The organism is Sporofaciens musculi (genome assembly GCF_009830285.1).
Lineage (GTDB): Bacteria > Bacillota > Clostridia > Lachnospirales > Lachnospiraceae > Sporofaciens > Sporofaciens musculi.
This window is the reverse complement of the sequence record NZ_WUQX01000001.1, coordinates 1,045,954-1,067,867: the sequence shown is the minus strand read 5'-3', so window position 1 is coordinate 1,067,867 and position 21,914 is coordinate 1,045,954. Positions and strand designations below refer to the sequence as shown.

The following is a 21,914-nucleotide window of genomic DNA, read 5'->3' as shown; positions in this document are numbered from 1 at the left end:
CCCACATTCCATTGGATTGTGGGTGTCTTGTTGTTCTTTTTCTTATATCATTTCCGTTCTTATTGACATTCATCAGAAACTCAACTAATATTAAAGATAATGTCAATCAATTTAGGAGGAAAACATGTCAAAAAGAACAGACATTCACAAGATACTTATTATCGGCTCAGGCCCCATCATCATCGGTCAGGCATGCGAGTTCGACTATTCCGGAACACAAGCCTGCAAAGCGCTTCGCAGCCTCGGATATGAGATTGTGCTGGTAAATTCCAACCCAGCCACCATCATGACCGACCCTGAGATGGCTGACGTAACTTACATTGAGCCGCTAAATACAGACCGTTTAGAGCAGATTATCGCAAAGGAACGCCCCGACGCACTCCTTCCGAACCTGGGCGGACAGTCCGGACTAAACTTATGCGCCGAGCTTGCCAAGGAAGGAATCCTTGACAAATACCAGGTCAAGGTAATCGGCGTACAGGTGGACGCCATTGAACGGGGTGAGGACCGAATTGAATTCAAGAAGTCCATGGATGCCCTCGGAATCGAGATGGCAAGAAGCGAAGTCGCATATAGTGTGGACGAAGCCCTTAAAATCGCTGATACTCTGGGATACCCTGTGGTTCTTCGTCCTGCCTATACCATGGGCGGCGCTGGCGGCGGACTCGTATATAATAAGGAAGAACTTAAAACCGTCTGCGCCCGCGGCTTACAGGCAAGCCTAGTGGGGCAGGTTCTGGTGGAGGAATCCATCCTTGGATGGGAAGAACTGGAGTTGGAAGTTGTCCGCGACGCCGACAACAATATGATCACCGTATGTTTTATTGAAAATATTGACCCTCTGGGAGTACATACCGGAGACTCCTTCTGCTGCGCGCCAATGCTTACCATATCTGAGGAATGTCAGAGGGAATTACAACGGCAGGCATACAAGATTGTAGAGTCCGTTGAAGTAATCGGCGGAACCAACGTACAATTTGCCCATGATCCAGTGACCGACCGTATCGTGGTTATCGAGATCAACCCCCGTACCTCCCGTTCCTCCGCGCTGGCCTCCAAGGCAACCGGCTTCCCAATCGCCCTGGTGTCTGCCATGCTTGCCTGCGGCCTGACCTTAAAGGACATTCCCTGCGGCAAATACGGCACGTTAGATAAATATGTACCAGACGGCGACTATGTAGTTATCAAATTTGCCCGCTGGGCATTCGAGAAATTCAAAGGCGTTGAGGACAAGCTTGGAACCCAGATGCGTGCCGTCGGAGAGGTCATGAGTATTGGAAAGACCTACAAGGAGGCGTTCCAGAAGGCAATCCGAAGTCTGGAAACCGGACGCTATGGACTGGGAAATGCCAGGGACTACCATACAAAAACCAAAGAAGCCCTGCTTCAAATGTTGATAACACCCTCCAGCGACCGCCATTTTATTATGTATGAAGCGTTACGCAAAGGCGCAACCGTAGAAGAAATCTTTGACATTACAAAGGTAAAGACTTATTTTATCCAACAGATGAAGGAATTGGTAGAAGAAGAAACTGCCATCGCCGCGTTTAAGGGCAGCCTGCCTTCTGATGAGATGTTGATTTCCGCAAAGAAAAATGGTTTCTCAGACAAATATTTAAGCCAGATTCTTGAGGTATCCCAGGATGAAATCCGCAACCGCCGAATCGAGCTTGGCGTAGAAGAAACCTGGGAGGGAGTCCATGTCAGCGGCACACCGGACAGCGCTTACTACTACTCCACTTATAACGGCACAGACAAGAATCCAATCCATACCGACCGGCCAAAGGTCATGATCTTGGGCGGTGGTCCAAACCGTATTGGACAGGGAATCGAATTCGACTATTGCTGCGTCCATGCATCACTGGCGCTGAAAAAACTTGGCTTTGAGACGATTATCGTAAACTGTAATCCAGAAACCGTTTCCACGGACTATGACACCTCCGACAAGTTGTATTTTGAACCGCTGACACTGGAGGATGTGCTGAGCATCTACAAAAAGGAACAGCCAGTGGGCGTCATTGCACAGTTCGGCGGACAGACTCCTCTTAATCTGGCTTCCGACCTTGAGAAGAATGGGGTTAAGATTCTTGGAACCTCTCCTTCTGTCATCGACTTGGCGGAAGACCGCGATCTGTTCCGCGCAATGATGGACAAGCTTGAGATTCCAATGCCGGAATCCGGCATGGCAACCACGGTAGACGAGGCTCTCGCCATTGCAGGAAAGATTGGTTATCCCGTAATGGTGCGTCCTTCTTACGTCCTTGGTGGGCGCGGCATGGAGGTCGTCTATGATGATGACAGCATGGAGGGCTACATGAAAGCTGCTGTGGGCGTGACTCCTGACCGACCAATCCTGATTGACCGATTCCTCAATCACGCCCTGGAATGTGAAGCCGACGCCATCAGCGACGGAAACCATGCATTTGTTCCGGCAGTAATGGAGCATATCGAGCTTGCCGGCGTACACTCCGGAGACTCTGCGTGCATCATCCCCTCCGTACATATTTCCGAGGAAAATGTGCGGACAATCAAGGAATATACCAAGAAGATTGCCGAGGAAATGCATGTCAAGGGTCTGATGAATATGCAGTACGCCATCGAGAACGGCAAGGTTTACGTGCTGGAGGCCAACCCGCGCGCTTCCCGTACCGTACCGCTGGTATCCAAGGTATGCAACATCCGCATGGTGCCCCTTGCAACGGATATCATTACCTCCGAGCTGACGGGCCGCCCGTCTCCGGTAGCTGAATTAAAAGAGAAAGACATTCCTTACTATGGCGTCAAGGAGGCTGTGTTCCCTTTCAACATGTTCCAGGAGGTTGACCCTGTACTTGGGCCGGAAATGCGCTCCACGGGAGAAGTTCTCGGACTATCCTCCTCTTACGGCGAAGCCTTCTACAAGGCCCAGGAGGCCACACAGTCCAAGCTGCCCCTTAAGGGAACCGTGTTGATTTCTGTCAATCGCAAGGACAAGGCTGAGGTAGCTGAGGTGGCAAAAATGTTTGCTGAGGACGGCTTTAAGCTTCTTGCAACCGGAAACACCTATGAGATTATCCGCGAGGCGGGAATTAAGGCCGAGAAGGTAAAGAAGCTGTATGAAGGGCGTCCTAATATCCTGGATCTGATTACCAACGGACAGATTGACCTGATTGTCAATTCGCCGGTAGGCAAAGATAGCATTCACGATGACAGCTATCTTCGGAAAGCAGCTATTAAGGCTAAGATTCCTTATATCACCACCATTGCCGCTGCAAAGGTAACTGCAAGGGGAATTCAACATATGAATGCACATGGCAGAGGGGATGTGAAGTCGCTTCAGCAGCTTCATGGGGAGATTTCGGACAGATTAGGCTAACATATAAATGGGGAAATCGGCATGATCCGATTTCCCCATTATATTTTTTGAAATACAATTCTGGAAGCAATCCTATGATAATTCTTTTGCAGCCTATAACTGACATTCTAGTTGGCAGTCATAAGGCTCTGCTTCTACATGCTGTTGGTTATACTCCTTTGCCTCCACGCACCCCATTGCCTTGTAGAAGGCTTGCGTCTCCACAGCCGAGTGGGCGGAGATGTACAGCTTCTCGGCGCCGTGCTCTTTCGCCCATCTGCCCGCCTCATGAAAAAGTATTTTTCCAATGCCCTTGCCCCTCATATCCTGGGATACATGGAGGCTTGTAAGGTCAAGATACTTTTCGGCAGTTCCGAACAAGGCTTTTTCTACGGAGGTAAATCCCTTCAGAATACCGTCGCAGAAAAAACCATAGACAAAGCCGCCCGTAGCTATCGTATTTTTGAGACAGGTAACCAGAAACTCGTAATCCGATTCTGACCAGTCGTCAATAAATGGGTCGTCCCGTATTACCCACTTTTCGTTTTCTCTCCGCCAACATTCTACAACAATCTGACGGCGGATGAATTGCCGGAATAAACCGCGGCATATCTCTTTTTCGGTTAATTCTCTGTAATGTGTCTCCATTGTTTTTCCATCCATTATATGATTCTGCTTATTTAATGATAATACGATAGCTTCATTATTTTATTCTTCAAAGGCAATTACAGCCCCGTCATACTCTCCATCAATGAATTTCTTGATATCGTCAGACTTCAGCACCTTCACTAACGCCTGGATTGCCTCGTTTTCCTCATTGCCCTCTTTTACTGCAATGACATTTACATAGGTCTTAGCCGCCTCAGAATCAGACGTTTCGTAAGCAATGGCGTCAGACTTCACAGAATACCCCGCCTCAAGGGCATAGTTCCCGTTCAACACCACAAAAGCAACTTCTTCTACAACTCTGGACACCTGCGCTGCCTCAAGCTCTTGAATCTTAACATTCTTTGTATTCTCCGCAATATCATTTACCGTAGCGTTCAGACCCGCGCCGTCTTTGAGCTTAATCACGCCGTTAGCCTCAAGAAGCAGAAGGGCTCTTGCCTCATTGGTGGTGTCGTTGGGAACGGCAATCGTATCTCCCTCCTCCAGCTCGTCCAGGCTTTTCCTGGTTCCCGGATAGATTCCAAAAGGCTCATAGTGAATTCCGCCGGCATTTACCAGATGGGTTCCCTTCTCCTCATTGAAGCTCTCAAGATAAGGGATATGCTGGAAATAATTTGCGTCAAAATCACCGCTTTCCACCACTTCGTTGGGCTGAACATAATCGTTGAACACTGTTACATCTAATTGATATCCTTCTTTCTCCAGAAGCCCCTTGGCCTCCTCCAGAATCTCGGCGTGAGGTGTGGCAGACGCCGCAACCTTAACCACCTTACCTTCCGAGGATGAACCGGAATCAGAACCAGAAGAACCGGAATCAGAATCCTTATCAGAACCGCCGCAGCCTGTTAATGCTGCTGCCGCCAATACTCCTGCCAACAATACTGTCAATACTTTCTTTTTCATCATACATATCCTCCATTTTGTTTATTTATTACTTTCTTTTATCTAAATGAACAGACAGCTTCATACCAACCGTCTGGAATATTTGCACCAGCACAATTAATAAAATAACCGTGACCGCCATAATTCCGGCCTCATACCGATAATATCCGTAACGGATTGCAATATCTCCAAGTCCGCCTCCGCCTAAGGTTCCCGCCATTGCAGAATATCCCAGTATGGTTCCCAGGGAAATCGTAACGCCCACAATCAGGGAGGTCCTGGCCTCCACAAGCATAACCTTGGTCACAATGGTAAATGTTGACGCCCCCATGGACCTGGCCGCCTCAATCACTCCTGCATCCACCTCCCGAAGAGACGACTCTACCATACGCGCTATGTAAGGAATTGCCGCAGCCGCCAGGGACACAATCGTGGCTGAGGAGCCGTAGCTCTTTCCCACAATGAAACGCGCTAACGGAATCAACACAATCAGCAGAATCAGAAAGGGAACGCTTCTCACAATATTTGCAAATATATCCAGTATCTTATAGAGAACTACATTCGGCTTAATTCCTTCTCTGTCGGTTATGGTCAGAAGAATTCCCATAGGAAGCCCAAACAAATACCCGAATAACGTGGATACCAGCGTCATGTACAGCGTCTCTCCGATTCCTTTTATCAACATCTGAATCACTTCAGCACTAAACATCCCCTGTCACCTCCTCAATCTCCAATCCTCTCTCTCTGATATAATCCTCAATCTCCTGCTGCAGGCTCTTGTCGTCAGGAAGCCCCAAAATCATCTCTCCCTTGGCGATTCCTCCCACATTCTTGGTATCCGCACGAAGGATATTCACAGGTCTGCCAGTCTTTAAAACCATATTGGCAATCACAGGCTCGAAGGATGAGTTCTCCGAAAATACAATCCGAATCTTCTTTGCCTCCTTAAGCCTCTCCTGCGGCTTCGCAAGGTTCACCGGTCCCTCGCCCTCCATATCCTTCAGAATCAACTCCCTTGCTTCTTTGGTCTTTGGATGGCTGAAAATCTCGTCCACCCGTCCCTGTTCTTTGATTTCCCCCAGTGACATAATCGCCACATGGCTGCAAATTTTACGAATCACCGACATCTGATGGGTGATAATTACAATAGTAATTCCAAAGCGATTGTTGATATCCTTCAAAAGCTCAAGGATGGAGGCTGTTGTCTGAGGGTCGAGAGCGCTGGTGGCCTCGTCGCACAAAAGAATCCGCGGATCTGACGCCAACGCCCTTGCAATGGCAACCCTCTGCTTCTGTCCGCCGGAAAGCTGTGCAGGATACGCCAGAGCCTTCTCCTCAAGCCCTACGATTCCCAACAATTCCTTCGCCCGCTTCCTAGCCTCCTTCTTCTTGACACCCTGAATCAATAGAGGGAAGCTTACGTTATCCACCACATTTTTCTGCATCAGCAGGTTAAAATGCTGAAAAATCATCGCAATATCCTTCCTCTGTTTCAGAAGCTCTTTCTCCAACATTCCTCCAAGCTCTTTTCCCTCAACCCAAACCTCTCCCACGGTGGGCTTTTCCAGATAATTCAAACACCGTACCAGCGTACTCTTTCCTGCACCGGACATGCCTATGATTCCATAGATGTCTCCCTGTTCTATCTCAAGGTTAATGTCCCTCAATGCATTGACCTTCACATCTTTTGAAGTAAATGTCTTCGACAGATGCCTTACTTCAATCTGCGCCATGTGCTTTTCTCCTCTCTGTTTATTACATTATACTGTTCCCATTGTCTGTATGAACTACAAAAAGGAACAAGTACACGCCGTACCTGCTCCCTACACTCTACCCAATAACAATAGTATGTCAAAAATCAGATAATCAGACGCATACACTAATAAGCCATGTTCATCATGCACATCATGCACATATCAACACAGCCTGTCATCATCATATTCTGGTTCATATTCTGATGAAACGTCGCCTTCATATCTGGTTCTCCTTCCCTGTCATTCTATAGAAACTGTAAAGCCTGACAGTATACAGAGCTCTCTGTCACTTCATTTCTCTACAGCTCTATAGTAGAATAGAACAATCTGAAAGAATTGTCAAGTATTAATGAACTATTTAAAGATAAAAATGTAACAGTTCAGCCTTCCGGCTTCACTGTTACGGAATCCGCCCATTTTAAAGTTTGCCTGCGGCAAAGAGGCTGATTCCCAGCTGCTCCAATTCATTGGCTGCTAACCGCGCAGCAAGTGCGCGGTTGCAGGCTGAACTGTTACCTCTTTTATTCTATGGAGTCCTTCCGCCCAAGCCTAACATCTTCCATCTGTTTGGCCATCTTCTCATCCATATGATCAAACAGATAATTCTTCCCCGCCTCTCTCCTGCTTGCGTATTCCTCCCGAATCAGCCTTCTTACAAGCTCTACTTCTTCCTTGAATTCTCTGGAGGAAATCAGCGTACCACCCTGTCCCAGAGTGACAACCTGCTCTACGCTGTCTGAGGTCACCACGGTTACATGATACTTTCTTCCAATCTGGTGAACCACCTTCTCAATATACTGGTCCGCTGTCTCTGCCTCCTTGGTGTACACTACATGGATATTGTGGTATTTCTGGATTTCAAGCGCATAGCCGTCCACTTTGTAGGCGTCAAACACCAAGATAACGACGCATCTTCGGAATCCCTGATAATTACAAAGAATATCCATCAGTTTATTTCGCGCCGCATCAATGTTTACCTTAGCCAACTCTTTTAAATCATTCCATGCAAATATGACGTTATATCCGTCCACCAGAAGATACTCCTGAACCGCTTCTTCCTTCTTATGCCTCTTTTTCTCCAGCCCGCCTGGGACATATCTGGAATCTGCGGAGGTCCTCCGTTCTATCTTTCCGTAAGTACGGATAAATATCTCCTCTAACTCCTTTTCCTCCTCCTGGGTGAAGCTTGTCCGGCTAAACGCTACTCCATGCTTCATACCTGCTTGCTGCACCATACTCTCTGTGTTCTTTTGTCTTGCCTTTTTCTCAAGCACGCTCTCAATATGCATATACTCCGGCACCTGATTCCATGGCACAACAAATCCTGCCCCATGGGCGCAGAATACCGAACCCGTGGGATTCTCCAAATCCCGTTCCGGCTCATACCCCTTCTCCTCTATGATCTCCTGCGCATTATGGCAAGGCTCATACCCCTTAAACGTACAGGTCAGCCGCCCCCTGCCTCTGGAATAACTGTGAACCTCTATCTGATAATCCCGCATGGTTGCCACCGGCGCTTTTCCCCGAAGTAACGCCGTCTCACCCGCTATCTCCGGCTGCTCAAATTCCCCGCACATCTTGCGGATATCTGTCATTGCCCTCCCCACCATCTCTGACGGCAACTCCAGACAATATTCATAATAGGGCTCCAGCAAAATGCTATCGGCCTGCATCAATCCCTGTCTGACGGCTCGGTATGTCGCCTGCCGGAAATCTCCGCCCTCGGTATGCTTCGGGTGAGCCTGTCCCGCAATCAGAGTGATTCGTATATCCGTAACCGCCGCCCCTGTCAATATGCCGCGGTGCTCTCGTTCCGCCAGATGGGTAAGAACCAACCGCTGCCAGTTTCCATCCAGCTCATCCTCGCTTAAATCTGCCTCCAACACCACTCCGCTTCCTGGCTCTCCTGGCTCTAACAAAAGATGCACCTCTGCATAATGACGGAGAGGCTCAAAATGCCCGACTCCTTCTACGGTATTCCTTATGGTTTCCTTATAGACAATATTTCCTGTATCAAATGTTATTTCTGTATGAAAACGCTCTTTTACCAGGCTTTGCAGAATCTCTATCTGCACCGCCCCCATGAGCTGCGCATAGATTTCCCCTAATTCCTCGTCCCACACAATCCGAAGCATAGGGTCCTCCTCCTCCAACTGCCGGAGGTCTTTAAGCATTGTATGAGCGTCGCATCCTTCCGGCAAACAGACACGGTAATTCAGCACCGGCTCTAATACCGGAGTGCCGGAGGCCTTCTCCCCACCCAGGCCCTCGCCTGGATATGTATGATTAAGCCCAGTGACCGCACATACACATCCTGTTTTTGCCTCTGAAACCATCTCGTATTTTTCTCCGGAATAGATGCGAATCTGGTTGACCTTTTCTTCCCACGGCTCTGGCGCCTCCAAGCCTTGGGTCAAAATATCCTTTACTTTCAGAGTGCCTTGCGTAACCCTCAGATGGGTCAGACGAGTTCCCTGGGTATCTCTGGATATCTTGAACACCTTTGCCCCAAAGCTTTTCTGGCTCTTGCCTGATACTGCCCTGCTTTTTTCGTTTTCCCAGGAAATAAAAGCTCTTGCACGCATATAGTGTTCAAGCCCTTCCATAAATTCCCCCACGCCATAAAGCTTCAATGCAGAACCAAAATAACAGGGGTACACATTTCTCTTAGCAATCAGGCGTATGATGGTCTCCTCCTTAAGTGCGCCGTTTTCCAGATATTCTTCAAGGGCAGCTTCTTCGCACATTGCCAGTTCTTCATGGAGAGCCTCCCCCTCTTGGTCAAAAGCGACGCAGGCGCCGTCCAGATGCTTCTTCAATTCGCAAAGAAGTTTTTCGCGGTTCGTTCCTTCCTGGTCCATCTTATTGATAAATATAAAAACCGGTATTCGGTATCGTCTTAATAGACTCCATAGGGTCCGTGTATGTCCCTGCACACCGTCCGTTCCGCTTATGACGAGAATTGCATAATCTAATACCTGCAAAGTACGCTCCATTTCTGTGGAAAAATCCACATGCCCTGGGGTGTCAAGGAGTGTCACCTGGGTATCTCCAAGGTTGAATACGGCCTGTTTAGAGAAGATTGTAATACCTCGGCTGCGTTCCAACTCATAGGTGTCCAGATATGCGTTCTTATGGTCTACGCGGCCTAATGCTCTGATCTTGCCGCTTAGATATAGCAGGCTCTCCGATAATGTGGTCTTGCCTGCGTCAACGTGCGCAAGTATGCCTATACAGATATGTTCTGATGAATCGTCCATCAAAAATACCCCTTTCTGTCATCTATATTACATAGAAGGATTTTTATTTTTATGTGTCTGTACATCTCATAAGCCCGCTGCTCAATATACACCCCACCATGCAGCCGAACCCATTGTGTATCATATCATCCCACTCAAACAACCCGCGGCAAAATACAAGCTGGCATGTCTCAATCATTCCCGATATCGTAAGACCGATCAAAAGTCCCTTCCACCAGGACGTTTTCCTGTGAAATACAAATGGCAGAAGCAGCCCTGCCGGAAACAATAAAATCATATTCAGCAGGTTCTCTTTTAGCATCTCACGGCTGCCCTGTCGAACGGCTTTCCATGACCAAAACACTTCTAATTCATAGCGGTGAACTCCCGTGGGATTCCGTGTAAACACAGTTGATGCAAATACAATTCCAAGAAAAAGCAGCAAAAGCAATCCCGCAACTGCCTGGGACAGAGCAATTTTGCGCCGCCCCACCAGTCTGAATAAGATAACCGCTACGATGAAGAAAAGTATAGAAAAACAGACGATTTCCCGAATCGTCCATGCACGATTATGCGTAATGAAAATCTGGTATAAATCCAATGCCTAAGTACCTCCGGATGAATTCATTCTTATAATGTCTATTTTACAACACTTTATTCTGATTATAGTACCACAAAGTCTGCATGTTCGCAATATGCAAGACTTCTGGCTTACAGCAATAACCGTTTCTGTTTGAAAATGATTGAGTCAATACAAAACCTAAAATGATACAAAATATTACGATATTAATTAAATACAGATCTGCTCCCCTCTCTTCAAGAAAAATATATATTTTTCTTGAATATAAAACAATTACACACTATAATTAGACTGTCAAAATCTTTTAAAGATTAATTTATGATTACAGGAGGGTAAAATTAAAATGGACATTTGCAAAAAATGCAGGCAAATTGCAGCATTCGTATTTGCAATGCTTTTGCTTCTGGGAAGTACAACCATTGTAACAAATGCTGCAGACGGCACTGTCACAAAGACGCTTAGTGTGCAATACGGACAGACAGAAGCCCGTGAGATGCTGAAAATGGTAAACGATTTCAGAACTGGAGGTGAGAACTGGTATTGGAATGAGGACAATCAGACCAAAAGTAATTGTAAAGGCAGTACGCTTGTCTATGATTACGAGCTAGAAAAGGCTGCAATGCTTCGGGCGGCTGAGATTGCATATAACTATAAACTTCATCATACAAGACCAAATGGAGAAGATTGCTTTACTGCGTATGAAGGAACTACTCGCTATGCCGGAGAGAATATTGCATATGGGTACACAACTTCCGAAGCAGTATTTACAGCATGGCAAGAGAAGAACGACAAATATAATGGTCAGGGACATAGACGTAATATGTTGTCTGACGATTTCACGGCATTTGCTGTCGGCCATGTATATTATAATGGAACACATTACTGGGTGCAGGAATTCAGAAGCCCTGCCTCACAGATGGCAGCAACACCGGCAGACGACTCTACAAGAACTGTCTCGATAGCAGTCAAAGGTCACAATCATGTATGGGATAAAGGGACTGTGACTAAAAAGGCAACCTGTACAGAAGTCGGGGAGAAAAAGTATACCTGTACGGAATGCGACGAAACCAGAACTGAAACCATCCCAAAGACAGGGCATAATGAAGTAGTCGATCCGGCGGTAGCAGCGACCTGTACCACAACAGGCAAGACCGAAGGTTCCCATTGCTCCATATGCAATACTGTCATCAAGGCCCAGACCGAGCTTCCGGCATTAGGACACAAAGAAGAAATAAAAAATAAGAAAAGCGCAACCTGCGAGGAAGACGGATATACCGGCGATAAAGTATGTACCGTTTGCGGCGAGATATTAGAAAAAGGCTCTGCTATTCCGAAAACAGGGCACAAATGGGACTCAGGCAAGCTTGCCGACGGCGCTACCTGTGAGACCGGCGGAGTAATTACTTATTCATGTACTAAATGTGGGGGTACTAAAACAGAGACAATCGGCGCCGCAGAACATAAAACAGAGACGAAAAACAAGACGGAAGCCTCTTGTACTGAAGCTGGATATACCGGTGACGAGGTATGTATCGTCTGTGGCAAAGAAGTTTCAAAAGGAGAAAATATACCAGCATTAGGCCATTCTTTTGGCGAATGGAAGCAGATTGCCTCACCTGATTGCGAGAATACCGGAAGTGATAAAAGAGTATGCTCTGTATGTGCCTTTACAGAGACACGAGGCCTGGTCATCAAAGGACATGTGTGGGAAACTGATTATACGATCGACAAGGAAGCAGCTTGTACAACCGACGGAAGTAAGTCCATCCATTGCAGCAAATGTGATGCTGTAAAAGACAGCCAGGTGATTCCAAAAGGACATCAGCCAATTCTGACAAATCAGAAGGATGCAACTTGTATTGAAGCCGGATATACTGGGGATCAGATTTGTAAACTCTGTAATACCGTTTTAGAAAAAGGTAATATTGTACCGTCAAAGGGGCATGTAAAGGAAAACGTTGCTGCATTAGAAGCAACCTGTACAGAAAGCGGACATGAAGCTGGAATCCGTTGTACTGTATGCGGCGAGACGCTGGAAGGTTTGAAAGTGATTCCGGCAAAGGGGCATCAGTGGGATAATGGTGTTATTACGACTGAACCTACACGACAGACAGAGGGCGTTAAGACCTATACCTGCCAGATATGTAAGATAACAAGGACTGAAATTATTGAAAAGCTGCCGAATTATAAGATAATAAAAGGCGCTGGCAGCACATGGGTTATGAATTCAAACAAAGAGCTGACTTTCTGTGCAGATGCTGATATTTCTCTGTTTGTAGAGGTTAGAATAGACGGCTCTGTTGTAGACCCAATGAATTATAGTGTAACAAGCGGAAGCACAATCGTAACGCTTAAACCTTCTTATCTGAATACCTTAAAAGATGGGGCGCATACAATAGAGATTATATTTAAAGACGGTAAGGCTGCGACAACATTTAAAATTGCGAAACAGTCTTCAAACAGTATGACGACTGCCAAAAACACGACTAGTAGTAACAGCAGCCGTTCACCTAAGACCGGTGATCTCACAGATGCAGGGATATATATTTTGTTGTTAGGAATGTCAGTTATTGCTATTTTGGGTGTTTGGAAACGCAAAATGGTCTAAAATTTGACGTTGCAGAGCAGAGCATGTAAGTGATATATGCTCTGCTCTTTTTATTACGATTCATCTTCCATTAATATTCTCGATAAAAATCCAAATTTTCAAAATTAACTCTGACAGCTTTACATTATATATTCATTTTCTATTAATATGAATAGTAAACGTAGGTGTTTATATTGTTCATCAGAAAAATGTGACTGTAAATATAGACGTCCAGAACTTTGCCAGTATTCCTAATGAATCTGAGAAATATCAATTTCACATTCCTCCAAAGCAGTATAAAAATAGCCTAACCCTTCTCCAATCTGCTTATGAATTTCATAAGATTTCCTAAACTTTTGTATAGCTGTTTCTCGCTTCCCATGCTTTGCGTCTGCGATCGCCAGATAGGTATAAGTTCGGGCAATGCTTTGCATACACTGGGACTTCTTCCCAAATTCCAACGCCAGCATTCCATACAACCTGCCTTTTAGAATTTGGAATATTTTCATATAAGATAGGGAAAAATCATCATCATACCCACTATACCCTAAAAACAACATATTATAATTTTGAATAATATAAGAAAATATCTCCCTAAGATATTGCGAATTACAAAGTTTCGCCACCTTTGTTCGGGTGTAGCAAAGTGTCTGCATCTCTCTACAGCCGCCGTGTGGTTTCCAAATTGTCACTTTTTTCCCTTTTATGGATTGAATCAAGTCCTCTGCCTCTTTGCTTTCACTTTGAATTTTATCAAAAAATTCAAAATCTATGTGTCGTTTCTCAAGAACTTTTTCCAGACAAGGATCAAAATTAGGAGTTACTATACAATTAATCCCCTGATTTATAAGTTCTGCCAACAGATAATGATTTTTGTTCGGGATTGTATATTGAAAACATTCTACTGGATTGAAATTTCCATTTGTATAATCCCATATAATCTGTAAAAGCTGCTCTGGTTTTGTATGGATTCTCTCTAAACTTGCTTTAAACTTTTCCCTCGTTGACAGACATTGATACAAACAAGAAAGCAACATATTATTTAACTCCTGAAAAGACGGCAGACAACTAGGATGCATTATGGAGGCCCCTGCTCCTACGAAAATGCACACTTCCTTTTTATTATGTAGCAGTCTCTTAACATTGTCGATATCAAGTGAACTCAATGCATTTCTCACTTTCTGCAATTTTTTAACAGCTTACGGTTCTTCTGCTTGCTAACACCACAAAAGGAATCACACTATCCCGCTATTATCTCCAATAATATGTAAACTTGGAATACAAGGATGCTTTCTCCGCTTCATGTAGATTATCATCATTTTCCATTATCTTTCTTCCCGTCTAAAAATAATAACACCTTTGGTTCCACACCCCTCAGCTAATTCGCGTACCTGATTCCATATTTTATTATTGTTTTTTTTTACTGAAACAATTCTCAAATTTATTTACCACATCTTTAGCAGAAAAATACTGTCCTATTAATTCATCATCTTTAATCTCCAAAGAATTAAACCCCTGATAGCATTGCCCTCCCATCTGCTGTATACGATAAGAATAACTAAAGTACATTACTCCGTGCTGCTCCAGAATAGAAGCCGATTCACTGGAGGTGGATGTATTATGTTCAGAAGTACCATTTACCTGAATTTTATTCCAAGTCTGTTTGATCGTCATTTTAATTTTAGGCTTATACCTTCCTTTCATCGGAGAACTTACTTCAGCTATCCACTTCCCATTAAGATTTGGAATTTTGTGTATACGGACAAAGCACCCACATTTCCAAAGTATACGGTCATATAACGCATAAAATAACCCTATTCCTATTCCAGGAATAAACGTTGACAAAACAATCTTTATAAAAATTCTGGTTGTACTTAGAGATATCTTGGGAGTCAACTGACTCATCATTTCATTAACAATCTCATTAATTTCATCTTTCAGCCAATTATTCAAACATATCAACGCAATCAGTGCCACCAATATATAAACACCTATAATAATTGCATTCACTGTTCTTCTTTTACCGAAATCTATCGCATAATCATGCATTCTTCTCCCCCTTCCTGAAAACTTTGCAGATTCCCCATCTTCCTGATCTCGTCCAACCATTCATAGATCATTGTGCGGCTGTAAAGAGGCCATCCATTCTCATCCTTTGCCTGCTCTAAGGCACATGCCATTAATGCATATTCATTCGCCAACGAGGTACTGAAACATCCCTTATCATCTGTGTTGATGGAAACTGACAACTGCGGGCATTGCGATAGCTTTTCTGGTTCTTGTACCAGATGATGGTTGTACCATTTTACAATAGGGTGATTTTCGTAACTGTCAAGAACAGAAATCATATAGTTGGATGAAGGATTACTTTCTATTGAAATCCCCCACTTTGCAATATTACGCTGTAACTTCTTCTGAAGTATCTCCACACCATCCACCCAACATTCTGGTACAGAAAACTCCTGCTTCTCCTGTCCACGAAGTTTTACATTCTTGTCATAATGATATGCATAATACAGATACGCGACCGCTTCTGTCTCTCGTATATGAAAATTCTCTGGATACTGATAATTCATAGAATAACTGCCATAAGAACGATATTCCCCTTTTGTCCCCGTCTGCCATGAAGGTTTATCAAATTTTTTGAACTTATAATATTGGGGATTATCTCCCCTTAATTTCCATGCTTCAAAATATGTTCGTATATTATAGTTATGCTTCTGCGAAAGTTCTCCGTAAACCTCACTAAAGTATTTACTGAATTCTCTTTCCACATAATTATGTAAATTATTTAGTTCCACCCCCAGACGATATTTTGTAATTCTGCCAAAAATCCATGCAAGATTGTCAAGATAATCCTGTTTAGGCAAACAGATTACATTTTGCTTTACCTTATAATAGTCCCTTACATCCAGCCCTAATGCAAGCACATGACCAAGACGGTCTCCACAATCCAGATTTAGAAAATGGATAGCTTCTTCAATTGCACGAAGGCCATCAACAATATCCAGGAAATCCTCACCTACATGGTATGTTACTCTTAACTGCGGCAGATTCCTTTCGTCATTATTCTTCCACTTTTCTACCACACAATGATTCTTCAAATATCGAAACGCCTGCGCAAACACTTCAGGTCTGCAGCCGATTTCCATTGAACATGCGTCAATTCCCAAGACACGTTTTGCCACCTGGGGAAAACGTTCCCTAAGACCGGCAATACAACAAGCCTGCTGCCTGATCTGCATCCTTTTCCTCTCATGCCTGCAGGAAGAACGGTATAATTTTTCCGGAGTATCGTCCGGTTCCTTCACAAAATGGTACACAAAATAATATCGCTCTAATAGATTCTTTTGTTTCACATCTGAAAGATCAATTTCTCGGATATACTCTACATTCTTCTTTATCGTATCCTTTGGCACAATCCTGACTTCCAGATGCCTTAGCCATGGGTCGGAGAGCGTATCTTCAATCGCCAATTTAAGCACAGCATTCTCTAAGGGCGAATGATCCATCAGCATCCCTTTTCGTCTGTCATATTTCTGGAAATTCCGAAAGCCAATCCTCTTATTGGATTGAATAAGCTCGCTTCTGAGATTTTCTTTCATCACCAGATATGCATAAAACAGATTCAAGTATCTCTCATCTTTCGGATTTCCCTGATATGCTTTCTGGAACATTGTATAGAGAAAATATCTCTCGCCGCACAATTCCCAGCGGGCTTTGTTTTCCGTCTGATCTCTGGCAGGCACGCCCCACAAAGCATAATCCTGACGCTGTGCTAATCCCCTTCCCCGCCTCAGCGTGTTAATTGCCAGTTGGATATTCCGGCTGTTCACCTGCAGCTGTGCCCCATTCCTCAGCCATGACTCGACAGTTTCATCCGTACATCTTTTCCACATCATAGCATAAACTCTTTCCTGCAGGATTGGCTCTAAAACTGCCAGTGGAATCGTTTCCCTGTCTCCGCACCCATTAAACGCATGTTCCAGCCATTGCCAGAATGTTATGTCTTCTTCTTTCCCATCCACGAACGGAATCTCTATTCCATTTTCCTCCAATTTTCTCAAAAAGCAATCAATGTCTTTATTCCGTTTTTTACCTGCCTTTTCCCTGTATTGCTGCCGCCACGAATTATTTACCTCCGCTTTCTTCCGTTTTAACTGTGACAGTATCTCCAGATATTCTGGCTTTACGCCTTCTTCAATCTGCTGAAAAATCGTTTTATTAGAAGCCCCATGAAGATAGTATTCTCTCAACCGTATTTCTCTTTCGCTGAACCAGGAATATAAATATAGTCTTATTAACGCTGCCTGCAGGTAGAGAATCTCAAATTTATTCTCTTGATACCCTTGATAATACGCCTGATTTACATTTAGCTTATCATAATTCAGCTCACTCATCTTCTTGCGGATATCACGGTTGTCCGTATCATTCATGATTCGTATCCAACTGAGATTAAAATGCGGCGAAGAAGCCCATAAGTGGAAATGGTTATCTGATAATTCCTGTTGCAATAATTTATTTAAATAGAAATTATTGTGTCTTATTACAGCCGGCCAATCAAAACGCGTTCTCTTTTTTCTGGATTTCAGATCCTCAATCGCACAGAATGCCGTGGTAAATGTGTCCTCACTAATCTGTACCGTCAATTGCCGCCAATCCAACAGATAACGATATTGACATACCACTTCATTACCGTTAAATTGAAGCATCTTTTCCGCCGCGAGTAATAACAGACCAAAAAGATTAAGCGGCTGGCTCTTTGAACCAACCGCTTTCACACTGTTTATAAACTGTTTTTCACATTCTACCTGCACCATATCTTTGATTGCTGCGTAAATATTTTCCAACTCACTTTCTGAATATTCCTTCGTATACGGAAGCGCCAGCTTCAAAAATTGCTGCGTGGAAAGTATATCGTATGGTATAGAATCCTCTAAAATATTCCGAGATGGTATATGCTTTATAAATAATTGCTGTATGGAAAGTATATCATAGGTTATAGAATTCTCTAAAATATCCTGAGATGATACATGTTTTATAAATAATTCAATGATATATCTTACATTTTTCATAGCCTATCTCCAACTATATGTTTCATAACCTAGCTCATCGCTGGTTGTCACCTCGGAATCTCTCCTCTTAGACTTACCGTAACGTTTATTACTTCCGCCATGTTCAGCACAGCAATAAACAATTCTGCCAAACATTTTTTTCGTATACTCATCTGGTTCTTGGGCTTTATTTAAAAACACCTTTATAATCGGGCACTTCTCAAAATTTTCTGCAAATCCAGCGCTTTTCCTCCGACTTTTATTAAGCGAATACCCTTTGTCTTGATTTTCAAGAAATTCTTTTATATCTTGATACACTCCTCTTAATACCGCAAACACACTGTCACTTTCAACCGCTGAATGATTCTTTTCACTCGCTTGTTCCCGAAGCCAGTACAACATATGATAATAGATATCCGTATAGTGAAACGGCACAGCAATCCCTTCACTATCCGATTCCCATTTCTGAAATTCTTTGTATAATGCGGAAGATTGTTTTAATACTTTTCTAACATCATCTATTGTTTCTTTACTGTTTGTTAAATCGATTAAGGCTTTTGCAATAGCTCCATAAAGCTCATGAAAATATTTTCTATAATAATAAGAATGCTTTATAAATGCCAAAATGTTAAAATCAGCCATCTTATTAGTAAACGACCACGTCATTCCACTCTCTGGATCTTCTGGATCTTGTTCAACTATTAAATCAATATTTTCTCTTTCATGTTCAGAAGCAAATTCTTCAAAGAAGATAAACATCCACTCCAAATCCTTAATTTTCTTTCCATTCTTTTTAATCCAATTACATACATGATTAATTTCTTGGTACTCCCATTGGATGTAGGGATGTGCTTTTACAAGTTCAATTCTTTCAATACATCCCCATAGCTGCTCTTTTTCCCTCCTCCTATCACCTGAAGTTTGCTCATCCTTTTCTTCTTTTTTTACTTCTATTTTTCCTTCTATTATTTGGGGAACAAGATAGTTTGACCAACTTCCCGCCCAACTGTCTGGAAATATTTCCGCCATCACATCCATTTTGCCGATGGAACGAGCGCTTTTTTGTAACTTTATCTTTTCTCTCTGTACAAGATACGTATAGAAAATAATAATCGCATCTACAAATAATTTTTCTTCCTGATTATCCCTGCCTGCCAGATATAAATAAAGTAACAATTCACCGTAACTATTCTTAAACCGGCACGGAATCACCCCATATTTTTCATATAAAATATTATTAATTAAATACTCGCTCATGCCTGCATAGTCTAATTCACAAAGAAACAAGATTTTTCTTTTATGTTCATAACTTAATTTTCTATTTGTAATACGATTTAAAAAATCACAGGCAAATTGCTCGATATTATCCTTCACAATTTCTTTTTGATTTTTATTTTCTTTCAAATTCCTGGTCATTAACTGACTGTCTAAGTATCCATAATATCCTCTTAATTCACGCAAAGATTCCGGCTCTAAAAAATGCATCGTCTTCCCACTTATGTAGAAACACATCCCTGTCGCCTCTTTAATCTTACAAAAAATATTTTCTCTTATGGTTTTTCCATTCTCTTGAACATGCCATTTTTCTCGGATTTCTTGATGATGAAGCACCATATCCGGCATATACACTCTATTTTGAATTGGAAGCAGCTTCGCAAGATATTCTTTTGCGTAATTATTGATATACCCCATTTCATTTTTATCCGTATTATTCCAGCTGTCGGAGTAAAGTTTATAACCATTTTTCTCGGCCAGATGCATAATCTGTTCATATTTTACCGCTACTACTACAATAACATTTTTCACAGCCACATAGCGGTAGAGCTGCTCAAGACTTTCAAAACCATTTTCTCCGTTCATATCCAGATCATCGATGGGTACAATCAAATAATTTTTCTGTTCTCTCCATTCACACCCGTTTCTCAACACGATTTCCAAATAGTTGTCAACCAGTTTCTTAAATTTATCATTCATCTCTAAGCTATCCGGCAAGCTGCGAAGTAAAGACAAAGAAGAATAACCTGACATTAAATCCGACTCATTTGTCCTATTCTTTTCCTTCTTAATCATCTGGTGAATTTCATATATCTTATCAAACTCCTGCAAAATATCATATTGAAATTTTCGATTCCTTCTTTCTTCAGCCGCATCCTTTTCCAAATATTCATCCACATTTCTTAACATTCTTGATAATAAAATATCAAAAACATCCTCGCTGGAATCTAACATAGATGCATCCAAACTATCCATCACGCTGAACTGTACGTCATCATACACTTTCTTACTTGTATCTTCACCTATTACCGTTTCCATAAAAGCTTTGTACTTATTGGAAACCAGTGAATTTGCAAAGGATAGCAATAAAGAACTTTTACCGCTTCCCCTGTTTCCAAGAATTGTAATAATATTCCCTCTCTTATTCTGTGTCTCTGTCAAAATCTCATTAAGCACTTTATATAAGCTATTGTAAACATCTTTAAAAATAGAATTGTTAAAGTCTTTAACATCTTCAATATATTCTTCATAATTATTATGCAAATCGATACATATACTACTTGACATAATCTATCTTTCCTCTTTTGTTTATATAATAATCATTATCTATGGTATCCCTCTCATCTTTATAATAAACAAGATTCAGATGACATTTTAATAATCTTCTTTCTTCATCCGCCTTTTCTCCATCTCCGAAGAAATGATCAAAAAAAGCATCCTCATCAATCATCCTCTCCAAATCACAAAGCTCATAAAGCGCCTGCATAGCGCTGCTTTTTCGTTCCATCCAAATATCATAGATATCATACAAATTCTTATATGTTTTTGCCAGGTATTCCAACTGAATCGGTAATAAATTACAATTTTCTATATCGTCATATAAAAGCTCTGGGATTTCCCGAAAGGTACTTATTGATCTTCGTATATACCGGTAATCCATATACATTTCGCCTATACTTAACTCTATAATTGCCACCTTAAACAATGCCCGGTAATTGGATTGATCCATCCTGTATGCCTTCCTATATTCTGTCAGCGCCCTTTCTTCATCATGGTCTATTTTTTCATAGTATCTTCCCTTTCTGTAATGTATATATGCATCTATCTCTTTCTTGCCGGTAAACGCATTATCATAAAAATGAATGCTGTCATTGAGAAACTGCAAATCGCCGTCCGCAACAATACCTGCCAGGAGATATCCCTGAGTATACCCCCTTTCCCTTCCGCACAAATTTAACGCGTCCGCTATTAACATATATCCGCTGTATTCTTTCTCTTTGTGCAATTTGCCCAGTAATACATTGATCTTGTGCTGACAGGAAATCCTAAAATATTTCACATGCCTGCCATTAATCTTAGTTTCCTCCAATTCTCTAACCGCAGCACGAAAATTTGCCAAACTTTCATACACTCTGGAAAAAACCGGTGCATAAAAATATCTTTCCCGCATATTATGAAGCTTTAAATCATGATTGACATAGACAGGTGCAAGATATGAAAGCTCATCCCTGAAAGATCTATTACCTCCATAAACCATTTCTATCGCTTTTTTCAGCATCATTTTCTCATTTTCTTTTTGTACCATCCACCCAAAATTGTGCGTAATGTCTAATTCATAATCTGTATATTCTTCATCATCCTCACTCAGATGTGGTATCTGAGGCTCCGCGCACCTAATCACAAATATCCCGCATAATTTAAAAAACTCCTCAAAAAAAACAAAATCTTCGTTCTGTGATCGTTTGCAAATGATTCTAATACTGTCTATAATCTTAGATTCATGTTCCCACTCCATGACCTACACTCCATTCTATTTTCTC

The 21,914-nt window shown here is 42.6% G+C and carries 13 protein-coding genes; 2 read left to right on the top strand and 11 right to left on the bottom strand.

Translation table 11 applies throughout. The features are described from left to right. Nucleotides 1–124: 124 nt before the first annotated feature. The gene (gene carB / locus GN277_RS05265) at nt 125–3,355 is read left to right on the top strand and encodes a carbamoyl-phosphate synthase large subunit (RefSeq protein WP_159750142.1); all 3,231 of its coding nucleotides are present in this window, start codon (nt 125–127) and stop codon (nt 3,353–3,355) included. A 93-nt stretch (nt 3,356–3,448) separates the two neighbouring features. On the opposite strand, the gene GN277_RS05260 is transcribed toward carB, so the two are convergent. The 6 genes from GN277_RS05260 to GN277_RS05235 form a co-directional block, all read right to left on the bottom strand. After that, nucleotides 3,449–3,997, bottom strand: a complete 549-nt coding sequence (locus GN277_RS05260; protein WP_244324613.1) for a GNAT family N-acetyltransferase — start codon at nt 3,995–3,997, stop codon at nt 3,449–3,451. 45 nt (nt 3,998–4,042) lie between these two features. Beyond that, on the bottom strand, nt 4,043–4,906 hold the full coding sequence (locus GN277_RS05255; protein WP_159756411.1) for a MetQ/NlpA family ABC transporter substrate-binding protein: 864 nt from the start codon (nt 4,904–4,906) through the stop codon (nt 4,043–4,045). Between the two features lie 28 nt (nt 4,907–4,934). Then, nucleotides 4,935–5,594, bottom strand: a complete 660-nt coding sequence (locus tag GN277_RS05250) for a methionine ABC transporter permease (protein WP_159750141.1) — start codon at nt 5,592–5,594, stop codon at nt 4,935–4,937. Continuing rightward, a complete protein-coding gene (locus GN277_RS05245; RefSeq protein WP_159750140.1) occupies nt 5,587–6,618 on the bottom strand; it encodes a methionine ABC transporter ATP-binding protein in 1,032 nt (343 codons plus the stop codon). The genes GN277_RS05250 and GN277_RS05245 overlap by 8 nt, the downstream gene beginning before the upstream one ends. 542 nt (nt 6,619–7,160) lie before the next feature. Further along, a complete protein-coding gene (locus GN277_RS05240) occupies nt 7,161–9,899 on the bottom strand; it encodes a translation factor GTPase family protein (protein WP_159750139.1) in 2,739 nt (912 codons plus the stop codon). Between the two features lie 49 nt (nt 9,900–9,948). Then, nucleotides 9,949–10,479, bottom strand: coding sequence for a VanZ family protein (locus tag GN277_RS05235; protein ID WP_159750138.1), 531 nt, complete (start codon nt 10,477–10,479; stop codon nt 9,949–9,951). 322 nt (nt 10,480–10,801) lie between these two features. On the opposite strand from GN277_RS05235, the gene GN277_RS05230 reads away from it, so the two are divergent. Continuing rightward, on the top strand, nt 10,802–13,066 hold the full coding sequence (locus tag GN277_RS05230; protein WP_159750137.1) for a CAP domain-containing protein: 2,265 nt from the start codon (nt 10,802–10,804) through the stop codon (nt 13,064–13,066). A gap of 230 nt (nt 13,067–13,296) precedes the next feature. Here the strand turns inward: GN277_RS05230 and GN277_RS05225 are convergent, their stop codons facing one another. From GN277_RS05225 to GN277_RS05205, 5 genes are all read right to left on the bottom strand, one after another. Then, entirely contained in the window at nt 13,297–14,082 is a 786-nt protein-coding gene (locus tag GN277_RS05225) for an SIR2 family protein (protein WP_204162706.1), read from the bottom strand. Between the two features lie 370 nt (nt 14,083–14,452). Then, on the bottom strand, nt 14,453–15,094 hold the full coding sequence (locus GN277_RS05220) for a Cap15 family cyclic dinucleotide receptor domain-containing protein (protein ID WP_159750135.1): 642 nt from the start codon (nt 15,092–15,094) through the stop codon (nt 14,453–14,455). Then, complete coding sequence (locus tag GN277_RS05215; RefSeq protein ID WP_159750134.1) at nt 15,076–18,120, bottom strand: amidohydrolase family protein; 3,045 nt, start codon at nt 18,118–18,120, stop codon at nt 15,076–15,078. Before GN277_RS05215 ends, GN277_RS05220 begins: the two co-directional genes overlap by 19 nt. Before the next feature lie 3 nt (nt 18,121–18,123). After that, nucleotides 18,124–20,661: a P-loop NTPase fold protein gene (locus GN277_RS05210; protein WP_159750133.1), complete on the bottom strand. Its 2,538-nt coding sequence runs from the start codon at nt 20,659–20,661 to the stop codon at nt 18,124–18,126. Next, a complete protein-coding gene (locus tag GN277_RS05205; protein WP_159750132.1) occupies nt 20,651–21,889 on the bottom strand; it encodes a hypothetical protein in 1,239 nt (412 codons plus the stop codon). The genes GN277_RS05210 and GN277_RS05205 overlap by 11 nt, the downstream gene beginning before the upstream one ends. Between the last annotated feature and the right edge of the window lie 25 nt (nt 21,890–21,914).